Genomic DNA, 16,856 nt, shown 5'->3' with positions numbered 1-16,856 from the left:
TGGCCGACCGTGCCAGTTGACGTGACACCGGTGGGCTCGCGAGCGGAGCTCAAGGAGTTCATCGAGCTGCCGTTCCGGCTGCACTCTACCTCTGACCAGTGGATCCCCCCGCTGCGTCTCGAGCGCCACGCCTACCTCTCGCGGCGCCTGAACCCGTTCTTCGGCCACGGCGACGCGCGCCTCTTCCTCGCCCGGCGCGACGGGCGGGTGGTCGGGCGCGTGTCCGCGCAGTACGACGACAACTTCAACGCGTTCCACGGGACGAAGTGGGGCAACTTCGGGTTCCTCGAGTTCGAGGAGGACCCGGAGGTGCTGCAGGCGCTGCTCGACGCGGCGTCCGGCTGGCTCGCGGCGCGCGGCTTCACCGAGATGGTCGGGCCGTTCGACCTGACCATGAACGAGGAGGCCGGCATCCTGATCGAGGGGTTCGACGACACCCCGTCGATCCGCATGCCCTGGCACCCGCCGTACTACCAGCGGATGGTCGAGGAGGCGGGCCTGGAGAAAGCCGTCGACCTCCTCGCGTGGCACCTGGAGGTGTCGCGGCGCAAGGACATCATGCCGTTCATGTTCGACCTGGACCGGCAGGCCCGGGAGGAGCACGGCATCCGCATCCGCAAGATGACGCGGCGCTCGCTGCGACGTGACCTGGAGGCGTTCCGGGAGGTCTACAACGCCGCGTGGGCGCAGAACTGGGGGTTCGTCCCGTACTCGAAGGAGGACCTCGACGCGTACGCGTGGGACCTCCAGCTCCCGTTCCACCCGGACTGGTTCATGGTCGCCGAGACGCCCGACGGCGAGGTCGCCGGCGTGGCGATCTCGCCGCTGGACATGAACCAGGTGCTGCGCCGGATGAAGGGGTCGCTCCTGCCGCTCGGCTGGTGGCACTTCCTGCGCCGGAACTCCTACGTCGATCGCGTGCGCGTCGGCTTCCTCGGCGTCCACCCGGAGCACCAGCACACCGGCGTCGCCGCGTCGCTCTACATCGAGCACTACGACATGGCGGAGAAGGGCCAGGTCTACCGCGGCGAGCTCGGCTGGATCCTCGAGGACAACCCGATCAACCGGGGCATGGAGGCGTTGGGCGCGCACGTCGTCCGCAAGATGCGGGTGTACCGGCGCGACCTCGTCGGGAAGGCCGTCTAGCATGCGCCCCATGGAGACCGCCGCCGAGCCGACGACGACCGAGACCACCGCGGCCGAGGTCGTCGCCAGCGAGCCGCGCGTGATCGAGCCCGCCAAGCCGGCCGGCCAGGTCGTGACGCAGGCCGCGGCGGTGGCCGCGACGACCTTCGTCGCCGGCGCCGGCCTCGCCGCCGTGGTCCGCTCCCGCGCCCGCCGCGGCGGCCTGCTCCCGCGCCGCCGCCGCAACCTCCCGATCGTCGCGACGCGCTCCTTTCTCGTCGACGTCCACCTGCTCGACCCCCGCCGCTAGCCGCGGCGGGGCGGCCCGAACCACCGCTCCAGCGCGGCGGTGAGGCCCGCGTCGGTGCCGTCGCCGACCCACGCGACGTGGCCGTCGGGGCGGACGAGGACGGCGGAGGGGGCGTCGACCGCGCCGAGGACCGGGAGGTCCCACTCGCCGTCGTAGCCCGCGCGGACGTGCTGCACGCGGTCGGCCCACGGAGCGATGTCGAGGGTGTGCGTGAGGTCGAGCAGGACCGGGCGGGCGGCGTGAAGGTGGCCGTAGACCGTGGCGCCGCCGTCGAGGTCGAGGTCGGGCATCCGGCGGCCCAGGAGCGGGTGGCCGGGGCCGAGGTCGTAGTGGAGGCCGAGCCCGGAGAGGATCCCCGCGTAGCGCTTCGCCGCCGCGTCCTCACCCAGCAGGTCCGCGACGACCGTGCGCAGGGCGTTCGTGCGGTCGTCGGTGCGGTTGAGCGCGGTCATCGCCATGGTCAGGCGCAGCACCTGCGCGCCGATCGGGTGGCGCTCGGCGTGGTACGTGTCGAGCAGCGCGTCGGGCGACACGCCCCGCACGACCTGCGCGAGCTTCCACCCGAGGTTGACCGCGTCCTGCAGCCCGGTGTTGAGGCCCTGCCCGCCGACCGGCGAGTGGATGTGCGCGGCGTCGCCGGCGAGCAGCACCCGCCCGGCGCGGTACGCGTCCGCCTGCCGGGAGGCGTCGGTGAACCGCGAGATCCACGTCGGGCTGTGCGCGCCGAAGTCCGTCCCGTACACCTCGACCAGCCGCGCGCGGAGGGCGTCGAGCGTCAGCTCGCCCGGCCCCTCACCGTGCGGCTCCTCGCTCAGCATCACGCGCACCGGGCCGGCGTCGGCGTAGACCACCTCGCCGTCGACGATCTCGTACTCCAGCCGCCCGAGGGCGTGGAGCCCGTGCGCGTCCCGGCGCGTGCCGAGCTCGGGCTCCTCGGTCATCTCCACCTCGGCGATCAGCGCGCTGGTCGACGGCGCCGACCCCGGGAACGCGATCCCCGCCGCCTTGCGCACGAAGCTCCGGCCGCCGTCGCAGCCGACCACGTACGCCGCCCGCAGCGTGCGGCCGTCGGACAGCTCCAGCGCCACGCCGTCGTCGTCCTGCGCGAGACCCGTCACCTCGACCCCGCGGTGGAACGTGACCGGCAGCTCGTCGAGCCACCCGGCGAGGATCCGCTCGATGTGGTGCTGCCACAGGCCCAGCACGTACGGGTGCCGGGACGGGAACCCGCCGATGTCGAGCGGGATCATCGGGAAGCCCAGCGCCTGCACGACCTGCCCCTCGGCGAGGAACCGCTCGGCGACCCCGCGCTGGTCGAGCACCTCGATCGACCGCGCGTGCAGGCCGCCGGCGCGACCGCTCTCCAGCGTCGCGTCCGCGCGGCGCTCCACCACGCCGACGTCGATCCCGGCCAGCGCCAGCTCGGCTGCCAGCATCATCCCGGTCGGCCCGGCGCCGACCACTGCCACCGCATGCGTCAAGAGGTTCTCCCACTGCTCGTTTCCGGCTTGCGGCGAGGCATTGTGGGACACACAGGGGGGCTTGTTTCAAGCCCCCCTGTCGGCCATAATCTGGAACTGGAGAGGACGTCAGCGCCAGAAGTCGGGGTCCTTCTCGGTGTCGCCGCGCGCCGGCTTGCGGCCGCCGATGCAGATGACGTCCATGCCCTCGGGGCCCGCCTCGAACGAGCGCATCACCGGCGGCGCGACGCGCAGGACGTCCCACGTGCGCAGCTCCACGACCTCGTCGCCGAGCTTCGCCCGCCCGGAGCCGCCGACGACGACGTAGACCTCGTCCTGCTCCTTGTGCCGGTGGCCCCACGGCATCCGCGCGCCGGGCTCGTAGGTGAAGCGGCTCACGCCCAGCTCGGGGGAGCCGAGCACGCCGCGCGTGAAGCGCCACTGCATCGGGACGCCCTCCGGGGCCTTGTCCGCCACGTCGTCGAAGCTCGTCTTCTTCCACTCCATCACGCGCACGCTGCCAGACCGGCGCACCCGCCGCGGTCCGAGCCCGCGCAGGTCGTCTTCGCGGACGACACGTCAGACAGCTGACACCCGGCCCGCGAGGGTGGAGCGAGGACACCGTTCACCGCCGGACGGGCGGCTAGGGTCCCGCCGCGATGGTCGAGCGCTCGGTCGAGATCACCCCTCCGTGGCCGTTCAAGCTGCCGCGGATGCTGGGGCGCGACGGCGTGATGCTGCGTCGCGACGGCGTCCTGATGCGGCTCATCCACGTCGGCGACGAGGCCGTCGTCGTGCGCGCCCACCAGCCGGCGCCGGCGCGCGTGGTCATCCGCGCCGACGGGCCCAGCGCCGAGGCGTGCGAGCACGCGATCGAGCGGATGCGGTTCGCGCTCGCCGTCGACGAGGACCTGCGCGAGTTCCACGACCGGTTCGCCCGTGACCCGCTCATCGGGCAGATCGTCCGCACCCAGCCGTGGATCCGCCCCGTCCGCCGGCCCGAGCCGTTCGAGGCGCTCGCGTGGGCGATCACCGAGCAGCTCATCGAGTACGTGCGCGCCGCGGAGATCCAGCGGCGCATCCTGCGCCGCTACGGCCGGCGCTGCCGGCTGACCGGCCTGCGCGACCTGCCGGCGCCCGCGACGCTGGCCGCCGAGGCGCCCGTGAAGCTCCAGGCGCTGGACCTGAGCGCGCGCCGCTCGGTCGCGCTGGTGAAGGCCGCGCGCGAGGTGGCGTCCGGCCGGGTCGACCTCCACGCGCCCGACCACGAGCGCGGCTGGGAGCGGCTGCGCACGATCAACACGATCGGCCAGTGGACGCTCGACATCCTCGCGTACCTCGGCCAGGGCCGGATGGACGTCGTGCCGGCGGGCGACCTGAACCTGATCAAGTTCGTCGCCCGCCACGAGACCGGCAACCCGCACGCCCGCTCCACCGAGGAGGACGTGCGGGCGTTCTTCGCGCCCTACGAGGAGTGGGCCGGCCTGGCCGCCACGTACGCGCTCAGTCGGCCGTCGACTGCGGGCCCTCGCCGGGCAGGAACTCGGTGGTCAGGGCGTTCTTCGGATCGGCTCGCTGCGTGATGAGCTCGTTCTCGAACATCCACCGCGCGTAGGTCACCCACTCCGACTCCTCCATCCACCCGAACGGCTTGTTCTCGTCGTCGGGGAAGAAGACCGGCAGCGTCGCCTGCACCTGCGCGAGCTGCGACTCGCGGTCGAGGTCCTTGTTGGCCTCCAGCAGCGGGGCGATGCCGGTCTCGGGGTCGTCGCGCACGGCGGCGTGCCCGCGCCCGAGCGCCGCGACGAAGCGCCGCAGGACGTCGCCCTTGTCGCGTGCGTCGTCCTCGCGGGCGACGACGATCAGCTCCTGGTAGGTCGGGACGCCGAGCGCATCGACCTTGAGGATCGTCGGGTCCTTCTTGCGCCGGTCGAGCTCGACGCCCTCGACGTTCCAGAACGCGCCGAGCGTCGCGTCGACCCGGCCGGACTCCATCGCGGGGACGAGGTTGAACCCGACGTCGACCTTCTTGACGTCGTCCTCGGCCAGCCCCGCCTTGGCGAGGATCGCCTTCAGGTAGGCGTCCTGGTACGGGATGCCGGCGGTGCCGATCTTCTTGCCCTTCAGGTCCTCGGCGCGCTTCACCGCGCCCTTGCCCAGCGACATCACGCTGGTCAGCGGCTGCTGGACGATGGCCGCGATCGCGACGAGCTTGGCGCCCTTGTCGCGGGCGAGCAGCAGCTCCGGCTCGTAGGTGATCGCGAGGTCGGCGCGGCCCGCCTCCAGCAGCCGCAGCGGCGCGGCCGGGTCGCTCGGCACCTGCGGCTGGACGTCGAGCTTGACGTCGGAGAACGCGCCCGTCCCGATCGCGGCGTACAGGCCGGCGTGGTCGGCGTTGGGGACGTAGTCGAGGACGAGGTCCAGCCGGTCGGTCGCGCCGGAGCCGGCGTTGCCGTCCGTCGAGGGCTGGTCGCGCTCGCCGCACGCGGCGAGGCCGACCGCGCACAGCAGCGCGGCGAGGAGCAGGGGCAGGCGTCTCACAGGGTGGATCCTCCGGGTCGGTCGGCCCAGGGCGCGATGCGCCGCTCGGCCGTGTGCAGGGTGAAGAAGAGGGCGAGCGCGAACGCCGCGAGGACGACGACCGCCGCGAACGAGTCCGCCACGTCGTACTGCGCGTTCGCCTGCGTGATCATGTGGCCGAGGCCCTCCTCGGAGCCGGCGTCCTCGGCGAGCACCGCGGCGATCACCGCGATGGCGACGGCGAGCTTGGCGCCGCTGAGCGAGGCGGGCAGCGCGGCCGGCAGCTCGACCCAGCGAAGCACCTGCCAGCGCGACGCGTCGAGCGTCCGCATGAGCTTGAGCAGGTCCGCGTCGGTGCGGCGCAGCGCATCGAGCGTCGTGACGACGACGGGGAAGAAGCAGACGATGCCGACGATCGCGAGCTTGGGCAGGATGCCGAAGCCGAGCCACACGACGAGCAGCGGCGCGAGCACGGCGATCGGGACCGCCTGCGAGGCGACGAGCAGCGGGTAGAGCGCCTCGCGGGTGCGCGGGGAGACGTGCATCCCGACCGCCAGCAGGGCGCCGGCGACGAGCGCGATCACGATGCCGCCGCCGACCTCGACCGCGGTCGCGGTGAAGTTGTCCCACAGCAGCGCGCGCTCCTCGACGAGCGCCTTGGCGACCTCGGTCGGGGCGGGCAGGACGATGTCGGAGACGTCGCCCAGGTCGACGTACAGCTGCCAGGCGACGCAGGCGACCACGAGGAGGACCAGGGCGGGGAGGGCGCGCTTCACGCGAGGGCCTCCATCGCCCGGGCGCGCAGCGCGACGATCTCGGGGTCGGTGGTCGCGCGGGGGCGCGCGAGGTCGACGCGCAGGTCGGCGACGACGCGGCCGGGGCGGGGGGAGAGGACGACGACGCGGTCGGCGAGCACGAGCGCCTCCTCGACGTCGTGGGTGACGAGGAGGACCGTGCGCGGCTCGCGCTGGAGCGCGGCGGCCAGCCACTGCTGCGCGCCGGCGCGGGTGATCGCGTCGAGTGCGCCGAACGGCTCGTCGAGGCACAGCACCTCGCGCTCGGCCATCAGCGTCCGCACGAACGCGACGCGCTGGCGCATGCCGCCCGACAGCTCGTGCGGCCGCGCGTCCTCGAAGCCGTCGAGGCCGAGGTCGTGCAGGACCGGGCGGGCGCGCTCGCGGGCGGTGTCGCGGTCGAGCCCGGCGAGCCGGTGGGGGAGCGCGGCGTTGTCGAGCGCGCTGAGCCACGGCAGGAGCGCGTCGCGCTGGGGCATGAGGACGGCCGGCTCGGCGTCGACCGTGCCGCGCGACGGCTCGGCCAGCCCGCACACGAGGTCGAGCAGCGTCGACTTGCCGCACCCGCTGGGTCCGACGACGGCGACGACCTCGCCCACGGCGATCTCGAGCGTGACGTCCGCGAGCGCGTGGGTCGGGCCGTACTGGCGGCTGACGCCGTCCAGGCGCACGGCCAGCCCCGCGCGTGCGCGCGCATCCTCGTGCAGTGCTGTCGCTCCCTTCGCGGGCATTACCCCACAGGTTCGAAGGGTCAGCGCCGGATCGTGGCGCTCATCTCAGCCGGCCGCCTGCCAGCCCCCCTGATGGTCCGATGACCGAGCCAAGGCTACAGGTTGCACCCGCGATCGCCGTCCTGGTACGGATTGATCGTGCTCACGGACGCGCGCACGCTGCCCCCGGACGCCGAGCTCGACACGGAGGTGTGCATCGTCGGGAGCGGACCCGCGGGGCAGGCGGTGGCGCTGGAGCTGGACGGGCTGCCGGTGCGCGTGGCGGTGCTGGAGACCGGTGGGGAAGAGCCCGACCCGGCGCTCGACGACCTCGGCGTCAGCGACCCGGTGACGTTCGGCGGGCTGGAGCGCGTGGACGCGCTGCGCCGGTTCGGCGGCAACGCGAGCGCGTGGTGCGTGCAGACGTCGCGCACGGCGCACGGCATCCGCCTCGCGCCGTTCGGCACGGCCGACCTCGACGCGTGGCCGATCGGCTACGACGAGCTGGCCCGCCACTACCCGCGGGCGCTGCGCGTCTTCGACCTGCCGGGCACGGGCTTCGACGCCGACCCCTGGGCCGACGCTGACCGCCCGCCGCTCGCCCTCGACCCGGCGCTCGTCGCCACGCGGATGTTCCAGTTCGGCGACGGCGCGGTGTTCACCGAGCGCCACCGGCGCGTGCTGGCGGCGTCGCCGAACGTCACGGTCCTCCACCACGCGACCGCGCTCGGCCTGCACGGCGACCCGCTCACCGGCCGGGTCGCCGCGGTGCGCGTCGCGACGGCTCCCGGCCGGGAGCTGACCGTGCGCGCGCGGCACGTCGTGCTGGCCGGCGGCGGGCTGGGGAGCACGCGGCTCCTGCTCACGTCGGTGGCCGACGGGACCCTGCGGCTGGGGCCGGGCGCGCACCACCTCGGGCGGTGGTTCAACGACCACCTGCTGATCGAGGGCGGCCGCCTGCACCCGGCGTCGCCCCGCACGCTCGACGCGCTGCGGCTGTACGACCTGCGGACCGTGGACGGCGTGCCGGTGATGGCGCACCTGCGGCTCGCCGACGACGTCGTGCGCCGCGAGGGCATGCTCCAGCTGAGCGCCGCGTTCTTCCCGCGCGGCCGGCCGCTGAGCGCGCGCCAGCAGGCCGGCGTCGACGGCGTGCTCGGGCTGCGCGACGCGCTGCGCGCGCGGACGCCGTCGTCGCGCGAGGACGTGGTGCGGGCGGTGCGCGGGCTCGACGGCGTCGCCCGGCGTGGGGCGACGAGCGTGCTCGCGGCGCACAGCCACTGGTCGCGCGGCGGCTGGTCGGAGCTGCCGGCGGCGCGCCGGCGCCTGCTGCGCGAGGTGCAGGTCGACCACTCGGTCGAGCAGGCGCCGCACTACGACAACCGGATGCTCCTCGGCGCCGGGCGCGACGCGCTGGGGCAGCGGCGCATCACGGTCGACTGGCGCTGGCACGACGAGGACGTCGCGTCGACCATGCGGGCGCAGGAGCTGTACGCGCGGGAGCTCGAGCGCGCGGGCGTCGGCCGCTACGCGCTCGCCCGCCCCGACGGCCGCCCGCTCGTGCTCAGCCCGACCACGGGCCACTACCTGGGGACGACGCGGATGAGCCACGCCGCGCGCGACGGCATCGTCGACCCCGCGCTGCGCGTGCACGGCGTCGACAACCTCCTCGTCGTGAGCAGCTCGGTGTTCCCGACCGGCGGCTACGTGAACCCGACGCTCTCGATCGTCGCGCTGGCGCTCCGCGCGGCCGACGAGCTCCGGCGCGCGCACCGGCCGGCGCCCGTGACGCTCCGCGCCGCGGCGGAAGCACCGGCGCCGGCGTCCTCACCGACCGGTCGCGAGCGCGCGCTCGCCGGCGCGGCGCAGATGCTCGTCTCGCTCGCGGTCGCGCTGGCCGTCGCCGCGCTCCTCGCGCTCGCGGCGCTCCTCCTGCACCACTAGGAGGAGGTGTCCTCGTAGCGGTTCGTGCCCGGCACGCGCCGGACCGAGCCCCAGCCGAAGCGGGCGTAGAGCACGAGCATCGTCGCGCCGCACAGCGAGCCGAGCGTGTCCGCGATCAGGTCGCCGACGGTGTCGTCGTTGCCGGTCTGGAGCTTCGAGCCGAACGTGCTGTCGGAGGTGTACTCGAAGATCTCCCACACGCCGCCGACCGCCACGCCGAGCGCGAACGTCACGACGAAGATGCCCAGGTGGTGGTTGGGGAGCAGCTCCTCGCGCAGGTCGGGCAGGACCTCGATCCGTGCGAGGCACAGGTAGAGGACCTGCGACGTCAGCAGCGGCACGGTGAAGTGGACGACGTTGTCGTACCAGGAGATCGCGTCGTAGAGCCCGAGCGCCTCGCCCCAGCCGGTGAACGTCATCGCGACGATCACCGCGAGGTCGTACAGGCGCGGCAGCTCGGCCAGGCGCGCGAGCACGACGGCGACCGTCGCGACGAGCAGGTTCCCCACGCCCTTCGTGTCGCCCAGCGCCGCGAACAGCACGACGCCCGCGACGAACACGAGCCGCAGGACGTCGAGCGGGTCGCGGACCGGGCCCGGCCAGTCCCCGAGCAGCAGCCGCCGCAGCGGCCCGCCCTCAGCGTCGCGCGCGCTGGGCGACGGCGCCGTCATCCGTGCGCGGATCCGAGGCGGCGAGGCGGCCGCCGGTCTCCTCCGGCGGGATGCCCGGACGTGCCGGGACGAGCCCGGCGGCGTTGACGCGCGGCCGGGTGCCGTACTCGCCGAGGCGCTGCAGGCGGTGCCCCCGGCGCTCCAGCTCCGCGAGCGCGGCCGGGTCGAGGCGCGCGTCCTCGATCTCCACCGCGCCGCCGGTGCCGTTCATCGCATCGACGCGCGGCGCGTCGAGGGCCTGGTCGAGCGGCAGGTCGAAGTCGACGGACTGCACGATCGCGTTGAGGACGCCCATGATGATCCGCGCGCCGCCCGCGCCGCCGACCACGAGCGTCGGGCGGCCGCCGGGCTGGACGACGATCGTCGGCGACATCGACGAGCGCGGCCGCTTGCCCGGCGCGGGCGCGTTCGCGGTGCCGGGCGCGCCGAAGTCGGTCAGCTCGTTGTTGAGCAGGATGCCGGTACCGGGCGCGACGACCGCGCTGCCCATCTCCTGCTCGATCGTGCACGTCACCGCGACGGCGTTGCCGCGCGCGTCGATCACCGAGATGTGCGTGGTCGACTCCTCCGGGCGCGTCGGCGGGTCGGCGACCGGCGCGTACGTGCCCGCGCGGTCGGGCGCGATCTCGGCCGCGCGCACCCGCGTGTAGTTCGCGGAGATCAATGTGGCGGTGGGCTGCGGGACGAACGCCGGGTCCGCGACGTGGCGGCCGCGGTCGGCCCACGCGATCTTCTGCGCCTCGATGATGCGGTGCAGCGTGTCGGCCGAGCCCGGGCCGCTCGCGGTGAGATCGAAGTTCTGCAGGATGCCGAGCATCTCCGCGATCGCGATCCCGCCCGACGTCGGCGGCGGCATCCCGATGATCGTCCGGTCGCGGTAGGTGGAGCGGATGGGCGTGCGCCACACCGCCTCGTAGCCGGCGAGGTCCTTGACGGTGAGCAGCCCGGCGTCCTTCGTGGCAGGCCGCGGCGCGCGCATGTCGCGGACGATCCGCCGGCCGATCTCCCCGCCGTAGAGCGCCTGCGGGCCTTCGCGCATGATGCGCCGGTAGGTCGCGCCCAGCTCGGGCTGGCGGAGCGTCTCGCCCTTGGCGTACGGCGTGCCGTCGGGCTTGAGGTACGTCCGCACCGAGGCGGGGAAGTTCGCGAGCCGCGCCCGGTTGTCGGTGATCGCCTTCGCCAGCGACGCCGTGACCGTGACGCCCTCCCGCGCGTACGCCTCGCCGGGCGCCATCGCCTCGCGCAGCGAGATCGTCCCGTAGCGCTCCAGCGCCGCCGCCATCCCCGCGACCGTCCCGGGCACGCCGACCGTCAGGTGGCCGGTGAACGCCTTGTGCAGGCCGGGCGGGACGAGGGTGTCCTCGCGGAACGCGGCCGGAGCGGTCTCGCGGAAGTCGAGCGTACGCGCCGCACCGGTGCGCGAGCGGTAGACGAGGAACCCGCCGCCGCCGATGCCGCACGACTGCGGCCGCGCGACGCCCATCGCGAACACGGCGGTGGCGGCGGCGTCGATCGCGTTGCCGCCCCGGTCGAGCGCCGCGCGCGCGGCGCGGCTCGCCGCGGTGGACTCGGTCGCGATCACGCCCGCTGTGCCGGTGGCGGCGGCGCGGAAGCGCGAGCCGGGCTCGGCGGCCGGCGCGGCCGCGACGGCGGCGCACCACAGCGCCACGACGAGCATGAACACGACGGCGACACCCCTGCGCATGGCGCGGCTCTACCCGGCAGATCGGGGCGCGACGCGGACCGCGCTGGGGGTTCCGCCGATGCCGCGCTCCGCGAGCCGCCGGAGGATCGGCGTCATGCACCGACTCCGACGGCCGCTCCTCGCGGCGCTCCTCCTGGTCCTCGCCCTCCCCGCGGCCGCGTCGGCCGCCGCCGACCGCCGCTACGCGGTCACGCTGACCGGCATCCACGTGCTCGACTGGAAGTACGCGAGCCTCGACTACCCGGACCGCTGCAAGCAGTGGAGCGAGGGCTCGGGCCAGCAGACGCTCGGCTTCTCGACGCCGAAGGCGATGACCTTCAAGGGGAGCGGGTCCGACCCGCGCGAGTTCACGTTCTACCCCGACACCTCGCGGAGCTGGAACGAGGCGATCAAGGTCACCGCGACCCGCAAAGGGGAGTGGACCGCGCACAAGATCCCGCCGAACTGCACCCCGTGCGGGGACCTGAGCGAGTACGGGCCATGCCCGCCGGACGAGGACGACCTCCTCGCGCCGCTGTTCGTCTGCGGGACGAAGAAGCTCAAGCCCGGCTCGGTCAGCGCGGACTACGGGGGCGGGAAGCTCGAGGCCCTGCTCCAGCTTCCGCCGGTCGACGATCCCCCGCCCTTCACGAACTGCCCGCCGAACGTCGGCCGGGGCTCGCTCGCGAAGTTCCAGCAGGCGAACCCGCTGCCGGTGCTGTTCAGCGGCGAGGCGGTCGCGAGCCTCCCCAAGCTCGCGCGCGGCCGCAGGCTGACGCTGAAGGGGTCGGCCGAGCAGGGCTACGCCCTGCCGAAGGGCGACTACCCGGGCGACTGCCGCAAGGCCAAGGCCAAGGCCGATCGCGGCTACTGGGAGTGCGCGACGACCGACCTCACGCTGCAGATCCGCCGCACACGCTGACGGGTTCGAACCTGCCGCGATGACTCACGGGCTCGAACCCGGTCTTGACTTCGACCCGAGTTGAGGGCCGATACTCGGGAGGCACCCCATGACTGGAGCGCGACGACGATGAGCAGGGAGCTGGCGATCGAGGCGACGGGCCTCGTCAAGACCTTCGGTGAGACGCGGGCCGTGGACGGTGTCGACCTGGCGGTCGAGCAGGGCACGGTGTACGGCGTGCTCGGGCCGAACGGCGCGGGGAAGTCCACGACGATCCGGATGCTGGCGACGCTCAGCCGGCCCGACGGCGGGAGCGCGCGCGTGTTCGGCCACGACATCGTGCGCGAGGCCGACAAGGTCCGCGAGCGGGTGAGCCTGACCGGCCAGCTCGCGTCGGTCGACGAGGAGATCACCGGCCGCGAGAACCTCGTGCTGCTCGGGCGGCTGTGGGGCTACGACCGCGCCGCCGCCCGCGTGCGCGCCGACGAGCTGCTCGAGGCGTTCGGGCTCACCGAGGCCGCCGGCAAGCAGGTGCAGCACTACTCCGGCGGCATGCGGCGGCGGCTCGACATCGCCGCGTCGATCGTCGTGACGCCGGACCTGCTCTTCCTCGACGAGCCGACGACGGGCCTCGACCCGCGCTCGCGCAACCAGGTGTGGGACATCGTCCGGGCGCTGGTCGCGCAGGGGACGACGATCCTGCTCTGCACGCAGTACCTCGACGAGGCCGACCAGCTCGCCGCGCGCATCGCGGTGATCGACCACGGCCACGTGATCGCCGAGGGCACGCCGGGCGAGCTGAAGGCGTCGGTCGGGCAGGGCGCGCTGCACGTGCGGCTCGCCGACCCGGCCGCGCGCGAGGAGGCCGCGGCGCTGCTGGCGCCGGCGCTCGGCGCCGAGGTGCAGCGCGAGTCCGACCCGGCCGCGCTCTCCGTTCCGGTCACCGACCCCGACCGCGCCGCCGAGGCGGTCGCCGCGCTGGCCCGCGCGGACATCGCGCTGGCCGACTTCTCGCTCGGGCGCCCGTCGCTCGACGAGGTGTTCCTCGCCCTCACCGGCCACGCCGCCGAACCCACCGACGCCGACCTGGAGGAGGCCGCCGCATGAGCGCCACCGCACCACGTCCCGCCGAGGCGCTCGACGCGCCGATCGTCGACGAGCAGCGGCTCCACGCCGCGCTGCAGTCCGGCCCGCGCCCGGCCAAGCCCGGCGCCGGCGCCGCCGCGGTCGCCTTCGGGTGGCGCGGGATGCTGAAGATCAAGCACGTGCCCGAGCAGCTGCTCGACGTGACGATCACGCCCGTCCTGTTCCTGCTGATGTTCACGTACCTGTTCGGCGGCGCGGTCGCGGGCTCGACCGACGAGTACCTGCAGTTCCTGCTGCCGGGCGTGCTCGTCCAGGCCGTGCTCTTCACGACGGTGTACTCGGGTGTGACGCTCAACACCGACGTCACGAAGGGCGTGGTCGACCGGTTCCGCTCGCTGCCGGTGTCGCGCTCGGCGCCGCTCGTGGGCGCGATCCTCGCCGACACCGTCCGCTACGCGGTCGCGTCCACGATCGTCGTCGTGCTCGGCATCGTGCTGGGCTTCGACGTCGGCGGCGGGGTGCTCGGCGTGCTCGGGGCGGTCGCGCTCGTGGTCGGGTTCTCGTTCGGGTTCTCGTGGATCTTCACGACGCTCGGCCTCATCATGCGCGCGCCGAACGCGGTGATGAACACGGGCTTCATGGGCCTGTTCCCGCTGGTCTTCCTGAGCAACGTGTTCGTCCAGCCCGAGACGCTGCCGCGCGTGCTGGAGGGGTTCGTCGACGTCAACCCGATCTCCCACCTCGTCACCGCCGTGCGCGGCCTGATGGCGGGCAGCGCGGAGACCGGCGACGTGCTCCTCGTGATCGGCGAGGCGGTCGTCATCGCGGCGATCTTCCTGCCGCTGACCGTGCGGCTGTACCGCTCACGCGACTAGGCGTCTGGCGGTGACCTCGCGGTGGGTGCTTACCGCGAGGTCACCACGCACTTCCAGGTGCGATCTTGAAGGCGCTCCGCCGGCCGCCCATGGTGGTCGGCATGAACGCAGAGAGGACGCATGTGGCGGTGCTGGGGCTCGGGTCGATGGGGCGCGCGCTGGCGGGCGCGCTGCTCGACGCCGGGCACCAGGTGACCGTCTGGAACCGCACCGCCGGCCGCGCCGGCGAGCTGACCGCGCGGGGCGCGGGCGAGGCCGCGAGCGTGGCGGAGGCCGTGGCCGCGGCGGACCTGACGATCGTCTGCCTGCTCGACCAGGCGTCGGTCCACGAGGCGCTCGACGGCGTGGACGTCGCGGGCCGGACGGTCGTGAACCTGACGAGCAGCTCGCCCGCGCATGCGGAGGAGACGAGCGCGCTGCTGACCGGCCGCGGCGCGCGGTACGTCGACGGCGGCATCATGGCCATCCCGCCGATGATCGGCCAGGCCGGCGCGTTCCTCCTGTACAGCGGCGACGCCCAGGCGTTCGCCGACACCGAGACCGTGCTGGCCGCCTTCGGGCGCCCGGTGTTCCTCGGCACGGACGTCGGGCTCGCGGCGCTGTACGACTACGCGCTGCTGAGCGGGATGTACGGCCTGTTCGCGGGCGCCGAGCACGCGTTCGCGCTCGTCCGCAGCGCCGGCGCCGACACGCAGCGGTTCGCCGAGGAGCTGCTGATGCCGTGGCTGCAGGCGATGCTCGCGACGATCCCCGCCCAGGCGACCGCGCCGGGCCCCGGATCGGACGTCTCGCCGGTCGACATGCAGCGCGTCGGCCTGCGGGTCATGCTCGACGCGAGTCGCGCGGCGGGCATCGACGACGGCCTCACCGGGCACCTGCGCGCCTCGCTGCACGCGCTCGACCTCGCGGCCGCCGGCGCGCCCGCGTAGCCGCCGATGGCCACCCTCGCGCACGGTCCGGCTAGCCTCGGACGGACCGTGCGCGTCCAGCCCTACACCTGCGGCATCGATGCGGCGATGGACGTCGTCGGCGGCAAGTGGAAGGCGCTGATCCTCTGGGCCCTCGCGGAGCGCACGCACCGCTTCGGCGAGCTGCGCCGGGCGCTGCCCGGGGTCACCGAGAAGGTGCTGGCCCAGCAGCTGCGCGAGCTGGAGGCCGACGGCATCGTCCACCGCGAGGAGCACGACGAGGTCCCGCCGCGCGTCGAGTACTCCCTCACCGACGAGGGCCTTGCGCTCAACGCGGCGCTCGCCCCGCTGGGCGCGTGGGGCAGCCGGCGGATGGAGCGGCTCGGCCTGCCGCTGCACCCGGACGCCGCCTAGCGCGGCGGCGGCGTGACCGCGGCCGCGGCGAGCGCGGTGCGGACCGTGTCGGCGGTGGCGACTTCGAGGTGGGCGACCGAGAAGGCCTTGCCGGACGAGACCGCGACGCCGAGGTTCGCGAGCGCGGCGCGGCGCTGCAACGGCGATGCCGCGGTGCGGACGCGCTGGAGGCGGCGCGCGTCGGCGGTCGCGGTCGTGCGGGCGACGATGCTGCGCGAACGCAGGACGACGAGGTCGCCGGCGCGGGCCCAGCCGGCGGCGCGGTGGCGGGCGACGCCGAACGCGGCGGCAGGGAGGACGAGCGCGAGGGCGATGAGGCCGACCGGCGCGAACGCGATCCCGACGCCCGCGCCCACCACCAGCGCGAGCGTCACGGGCGGCGCGACGTAGCGGCGCAGCGCGCGCGGGGGCGGCGCCTGCAGCGCCACGCGGTCACCCGCCGCGCCGGCCAGCTCGGGGAGCAGCTCGTCCAGCACCGCCGCCACCTCGCTGCGGCGGACCAGCGGCAGGAGCGTCTGCGCCGTCGCCGCCTCGTTCGCGTAGCCCGCGGTCTCGATCCGCACCGTCGCGAGGCCGAACGGCTGGCGCAGCAGGCTCTCGACCACCCGCACCGCGTGGACGCGCGCGACCGGCACGGACGCGACGCGCCGCTCCAGGAACCCGCGCTGGATGCGCAGCCGGTCGCCCTCACGGGCCGCGCTGAAGCCCGCGAACGCGACGAGCGTCCCCGCGATCGACAGCAGCCACGCCGCCACCAGCGCGATCCCCACGACCAGCAGCGCGGCGCCGACGGAGTGGGGGAGCAGCCGCTCGGGGTCGCCGATCCCGATCACGTCGTCGGCCGTCTGCGACGCGCCGGCGACGACCGGCACGAGGACGCCGAACGAGCCCGACGTGAGCGCCGCTGCGAGCAGCGCGCCGCGGCCCAGCCGCCACGTCGCGCGCGCCCCGCCCGCGCCCGGGCCCAGCGGCGACTCGGGCCGCGCGGCGAGCGCCTCCTCCGGCCGCTCCTCGGCGCCCGCGCGGCGGACCGCGTCACGGAGCTCCTCCGCGTGCGCGGGCGTCACCGCCTTCAGCACGATCTCGCCCTGCTTGCCGCCGCCGGCCGCCTGGACGTGCAGCTCGACGACGCCGAACAGCCGCTGCACCGGCCCGTGGACGGTGTCGACCGCCTGCACGCGCTCCAGCGGGATCGCGACGATGCGCTCGCTCAGCAGGCCGGTCTTGAGGCGCACCTCGTCCGCGCGCAGCCACCACCACGACGTCTCCCACGTCAGCCACGCGAAGAAGACGGAGGCGACCAGGCCGAAGACGCCGTAGAAGAGGACGCCCGTCGCGTCGCCCGACCCGAGCAGGCCGATCGCCATCAGCGGCAGCACGATCCGGCCGATGCCGCCCACGGCCTCGGCGCCGATCGCGGCGACGTGGAACCGGCGCCCCTCGTTCGCCGCCAT

Annotated in this window: 17 protein-coding genes; 9 read left to right on the top strand and 8 right to left on the bottom strand. The window is 74.4% G+C overall.

Annotation, left to right across the window (positions count from 1 at the left end):
- Positions 1 to 9 precede the first annotated feature (9 nt).
- Both AC1UE5_RS27015 and AC1UE5_RS27010 read left to right on the top strand, forming a co-directional pair.
- Positions 10 to 1,146 (top strand): GNAT family N-acetyltransferase, encoded by a 1,137-nt coding sequence (locus AC1UE5_RS27015; protein WP_482929050.1) that lies wholly within the window; start codon positions 10 to 12, stop codon positions 1,144 to 1,146.
- Positions 1,147 to 1,156: 10 nt separating this feature from the next.
- Positions 1,157 to 1,435: a hypothetical protein gene (locus AC1UE5_RS27010; protein WP_482929049.1), complete on the top strand. Its 279-nt coding sequence runs from the start codon at positions 1,157 to 1,159 to the stop codon at positions 1,433 to 1,435.
- On the opposite strand, the gene AC1UE5_RS27005 is transcribed toward AC1UE5_RS27010, so the two are convergent.
- Together AC1UE5_RS27005 and AC1UE5_RS27000 are read right to left on the bottom strand one after the other, a co-directional pair.
- Complete coding sequence (locus AC1UE5_RS27005) at positions 1,432 to 2,904, bottom strand: FAD-dependent monooxygenase (protein ID WP_482929048.1); 1,473 nt, start codon at positions 2,902 to 2,904, stop codon at positions 1,432 to 1,434. The genes AC1UE5_RS27010 and AC1UE5_RS27005 overlap by 4 nt on opposite strands.
- Before the next feature lie 120 nt (positions 2,905 to 3,024).
- Positions 3,025 to 3,402 carry a cupin domain-containing protein gene (locus AC1UE5_RS27000; RefSeq protein ID WP_482929047.1) on the bottom strand — a complete coding sequence of 126 codons (378 nt, stop codon included), beginning with the start codon at positions 3,400 to 3,402 and terminating at the stop codon, positions 3,025 to 3,027.
- Positions 3,403 to 3,554: 152 nt separating this feature from the next.
- Here AC1UE5_RS27000 and AC1UE5_RS26995 point away from each other — a divergent pair, with 152 nt between their 5' ends.
- The gene (locus AC1UE5_RS26995) at positions 3,555 to 4,478 is read left to right on the top strand and encodes a DNA-3-methyladenine glycosylase family protein (RefSeq protein WP_482929046.1); all 924 of its coding nucleotides are present in this window, start codon (positions 3,555 to 3,557) and stop codon (positions 4,476 to 4,478) included.
- On the opposite strand, the gene AC1UE5_RS26990 is transcribed toward AC1UE5_RS26995, so the two are convergent.
- The 3 genes from AC1UE5_RS26990 to AC1UE5_RS26980 are packed head-to-tail and all read right to left on the bottom strand — an operon-like array spanning position 4,399 to position 6,940.
- Positions 4,399 to 5,436: an ABC transporter substrate-binding protein gene (locus tag AC1UE5_RS26990; protein WP_482929045.1), complete on the bottom strand. Its 1,038-nt coding sequence runs from the start codon at positions 5,434 to 5,436 to the stop codon at positions 4,399 to 4,401. The genes AC1UE5_RS26995 and AC1UE5_RS26990 overlap by 80 nt on opposite strands.
- The gene (locus AC1UE5_RS26985; protein WP_482929044.1) at positions 5,433 to 6,191 is read right to left on the bottom strand and encodes an ABC transporter permease; all 759 of its coding nucleotides are present in this window, start codon (positions 6,189 to 6,191) and stop codon (positions 5,433 to 5,435) included. Before AC1UE5_RS26985 ends, AC1UE5_RS26990 begins: the two co-directional genes overlap by 4 nt.
- Positions 6,188 to 6,940, bottom strand: a complete 753-nt coding sequence (locus tag AC1UE5_RS26980; protein ID WP_482929043.1) for an ABC transporter ATP-binding protein — start codon at positions 6,938 to 6,940, stop codon at positions 6,188 to 6,190. Before AC1UE5_RS26980 ends, AC1UE5_RS26985 begins: the two co-directional genes overlap by 4 nt.
- A gap of 138 nt (positions 6,941 to 7,078) precedes the next feature.
- Here AC1UE5_RS26980 and AC1UE5_RS26975 point away from each other — a divergent pair, with 138 nt between their 5' ends.
- Positions 7,079 to 8,863 (top strand): GMC oxidoreductase, encoded by a 1,785-nt coding sequence (locus AC1UE5_RS26975; protein ID WP_482929042.1) that lies wholly within the window; start codon positions 7,079 to 7,081, stop codon positions 8,861 to 8,863.
- On the opposite strand, the gene AC1UE5_RS26970 is transcribed toward AC1UE5_RS26975, so the two are convergent.
- Together AC1UE5_RS26970 and ggt are read right to left on the bottom strand one after the other, a co-directional pair.
- Entirely contained in the window at positions 8,860 to 9,534 is a 675-nt protein-coding gene (locus AC1UE5_RS26970; RefSeq protein ID WP_482929041.1) for a DUF2238 domain-containing protein, read from the bottom strand. The genes AC1UE5_RS26975 and AC1UE5_RS26970 overlap by 4 nt on opposite strands.
- On the bottom strand, positions 9,500 to 11,239 hold the full coding sequence (gene ggt, locus AC1UE5_RS26965; RefSeq protein WP_482929040.1) for a gamma-glutamyltransferase: 1,740 nt from the start codon (positions 11,237 to 11,239) through the stop codon (positions 9,500 to 9,502). The genes AC1UE5_RS26970 and ggt overlap by 35 nt, the downstream gene beginning before the upstream one ends.
- 94 nt (positions 11,240 to 11,333) lie before the next feature.
- On the opposite strand from ggt, the gene AC1UE5_RS26960 reads away from it, so the two are divergent.
- From AC1UE5_RS26960 to AC1UE5_RS26940, 5 genes are all read left to right on the top strand, one after another.
- Complete coding sequence (locus AC1UE5_RS26960) at positions 11,334 to 12,140, top strand: hypothetical protein (RefSeq protein ID WP_482929039.1); 807 nt, start codon at positions 11,334 to 11,336, stop codon at positions 12,138 to 12,140.
- Positions 12,141 to 12,248: 108 nt separating this feature from the next.
- Positions 12,249 to 13,226, top strand: coding sequence for an ATP-binding cassette domain-containing protein (locus AC1UE5_RS26955; protein WP_482929038.1), 978 nt, complete (start codon positions 12,249 to 12,251; stop codon positions 13,224 to 13,226).
- On the top strand, positions 13,223 to 14,080 hold the full coding sequence (locus AC1UE5_RS26950; RefSeq protein WP_482929037.1) for an ABC transporter permease: 858 nt from the start codon (positions 13,223 to 13,225) through the stop codon (positions 14,078 to 14,080). The genes AC1UE5_RS26955 and AC1UE5_RS26950 overlap by 4 nt, the downstream gene beginning before the upstream one ends.
- A 101-nt stretch (positions 14,081 to 14,181) precedes the next feature.
- The gene (locus AC1UE5_RS26945; protein ID WP_482929036.1) at positions 14,182 to 15,009 is read left to right on the top strand and encodes an NAD(P)-dependent oxidoreductase; all 828 of its coding nucleotides are present in this window, start codon (positions 14,182 to 14,184) and stop codon (positions 15,007 to 15,009) included.
- 6 nt (positions 15,010 to 15,015) lie between these two features.
- Positions 15,016 to 15,402 carry a winged helix-turn-helix transcriptional regulator gene (locus AC1UE5_RS26940; protein ID WP_482929035.1) on the top strand — a complete coding sequence of 129 codons (387 nt, stop codon included), beginning with the start codon at positions 15,016 to 15,018 and terminating at the stop codon, positions 15,400 to 15,402.
- On the opposite strand, the gene AC1UE5_RS26935 is transcribed toward AC1UE5_RS26940, so the two are convergent.
- A complete protein-coding gene (locus tag AC1UE5_RS26935) occupies positions 15,399 to 16,856 on the bottom strand; it encodes a PH domain-containing protein (RefSeq protein ID WP_482929034.1) in 1,458 nt (485 codons plus the stop codon). The genes AC1UE5_RS26940 and AC1UE5_RS26935 overlap by 4 nt on opposite strands.

This window comes from Parviterribacter multiflagellatus (assembly GCF_056863265.1).
The sequence above is the reverse complement of the archived record's forward strand: the minus strand, read 5'-3'. Positions and strand labels throughout refer to the sequence as shown.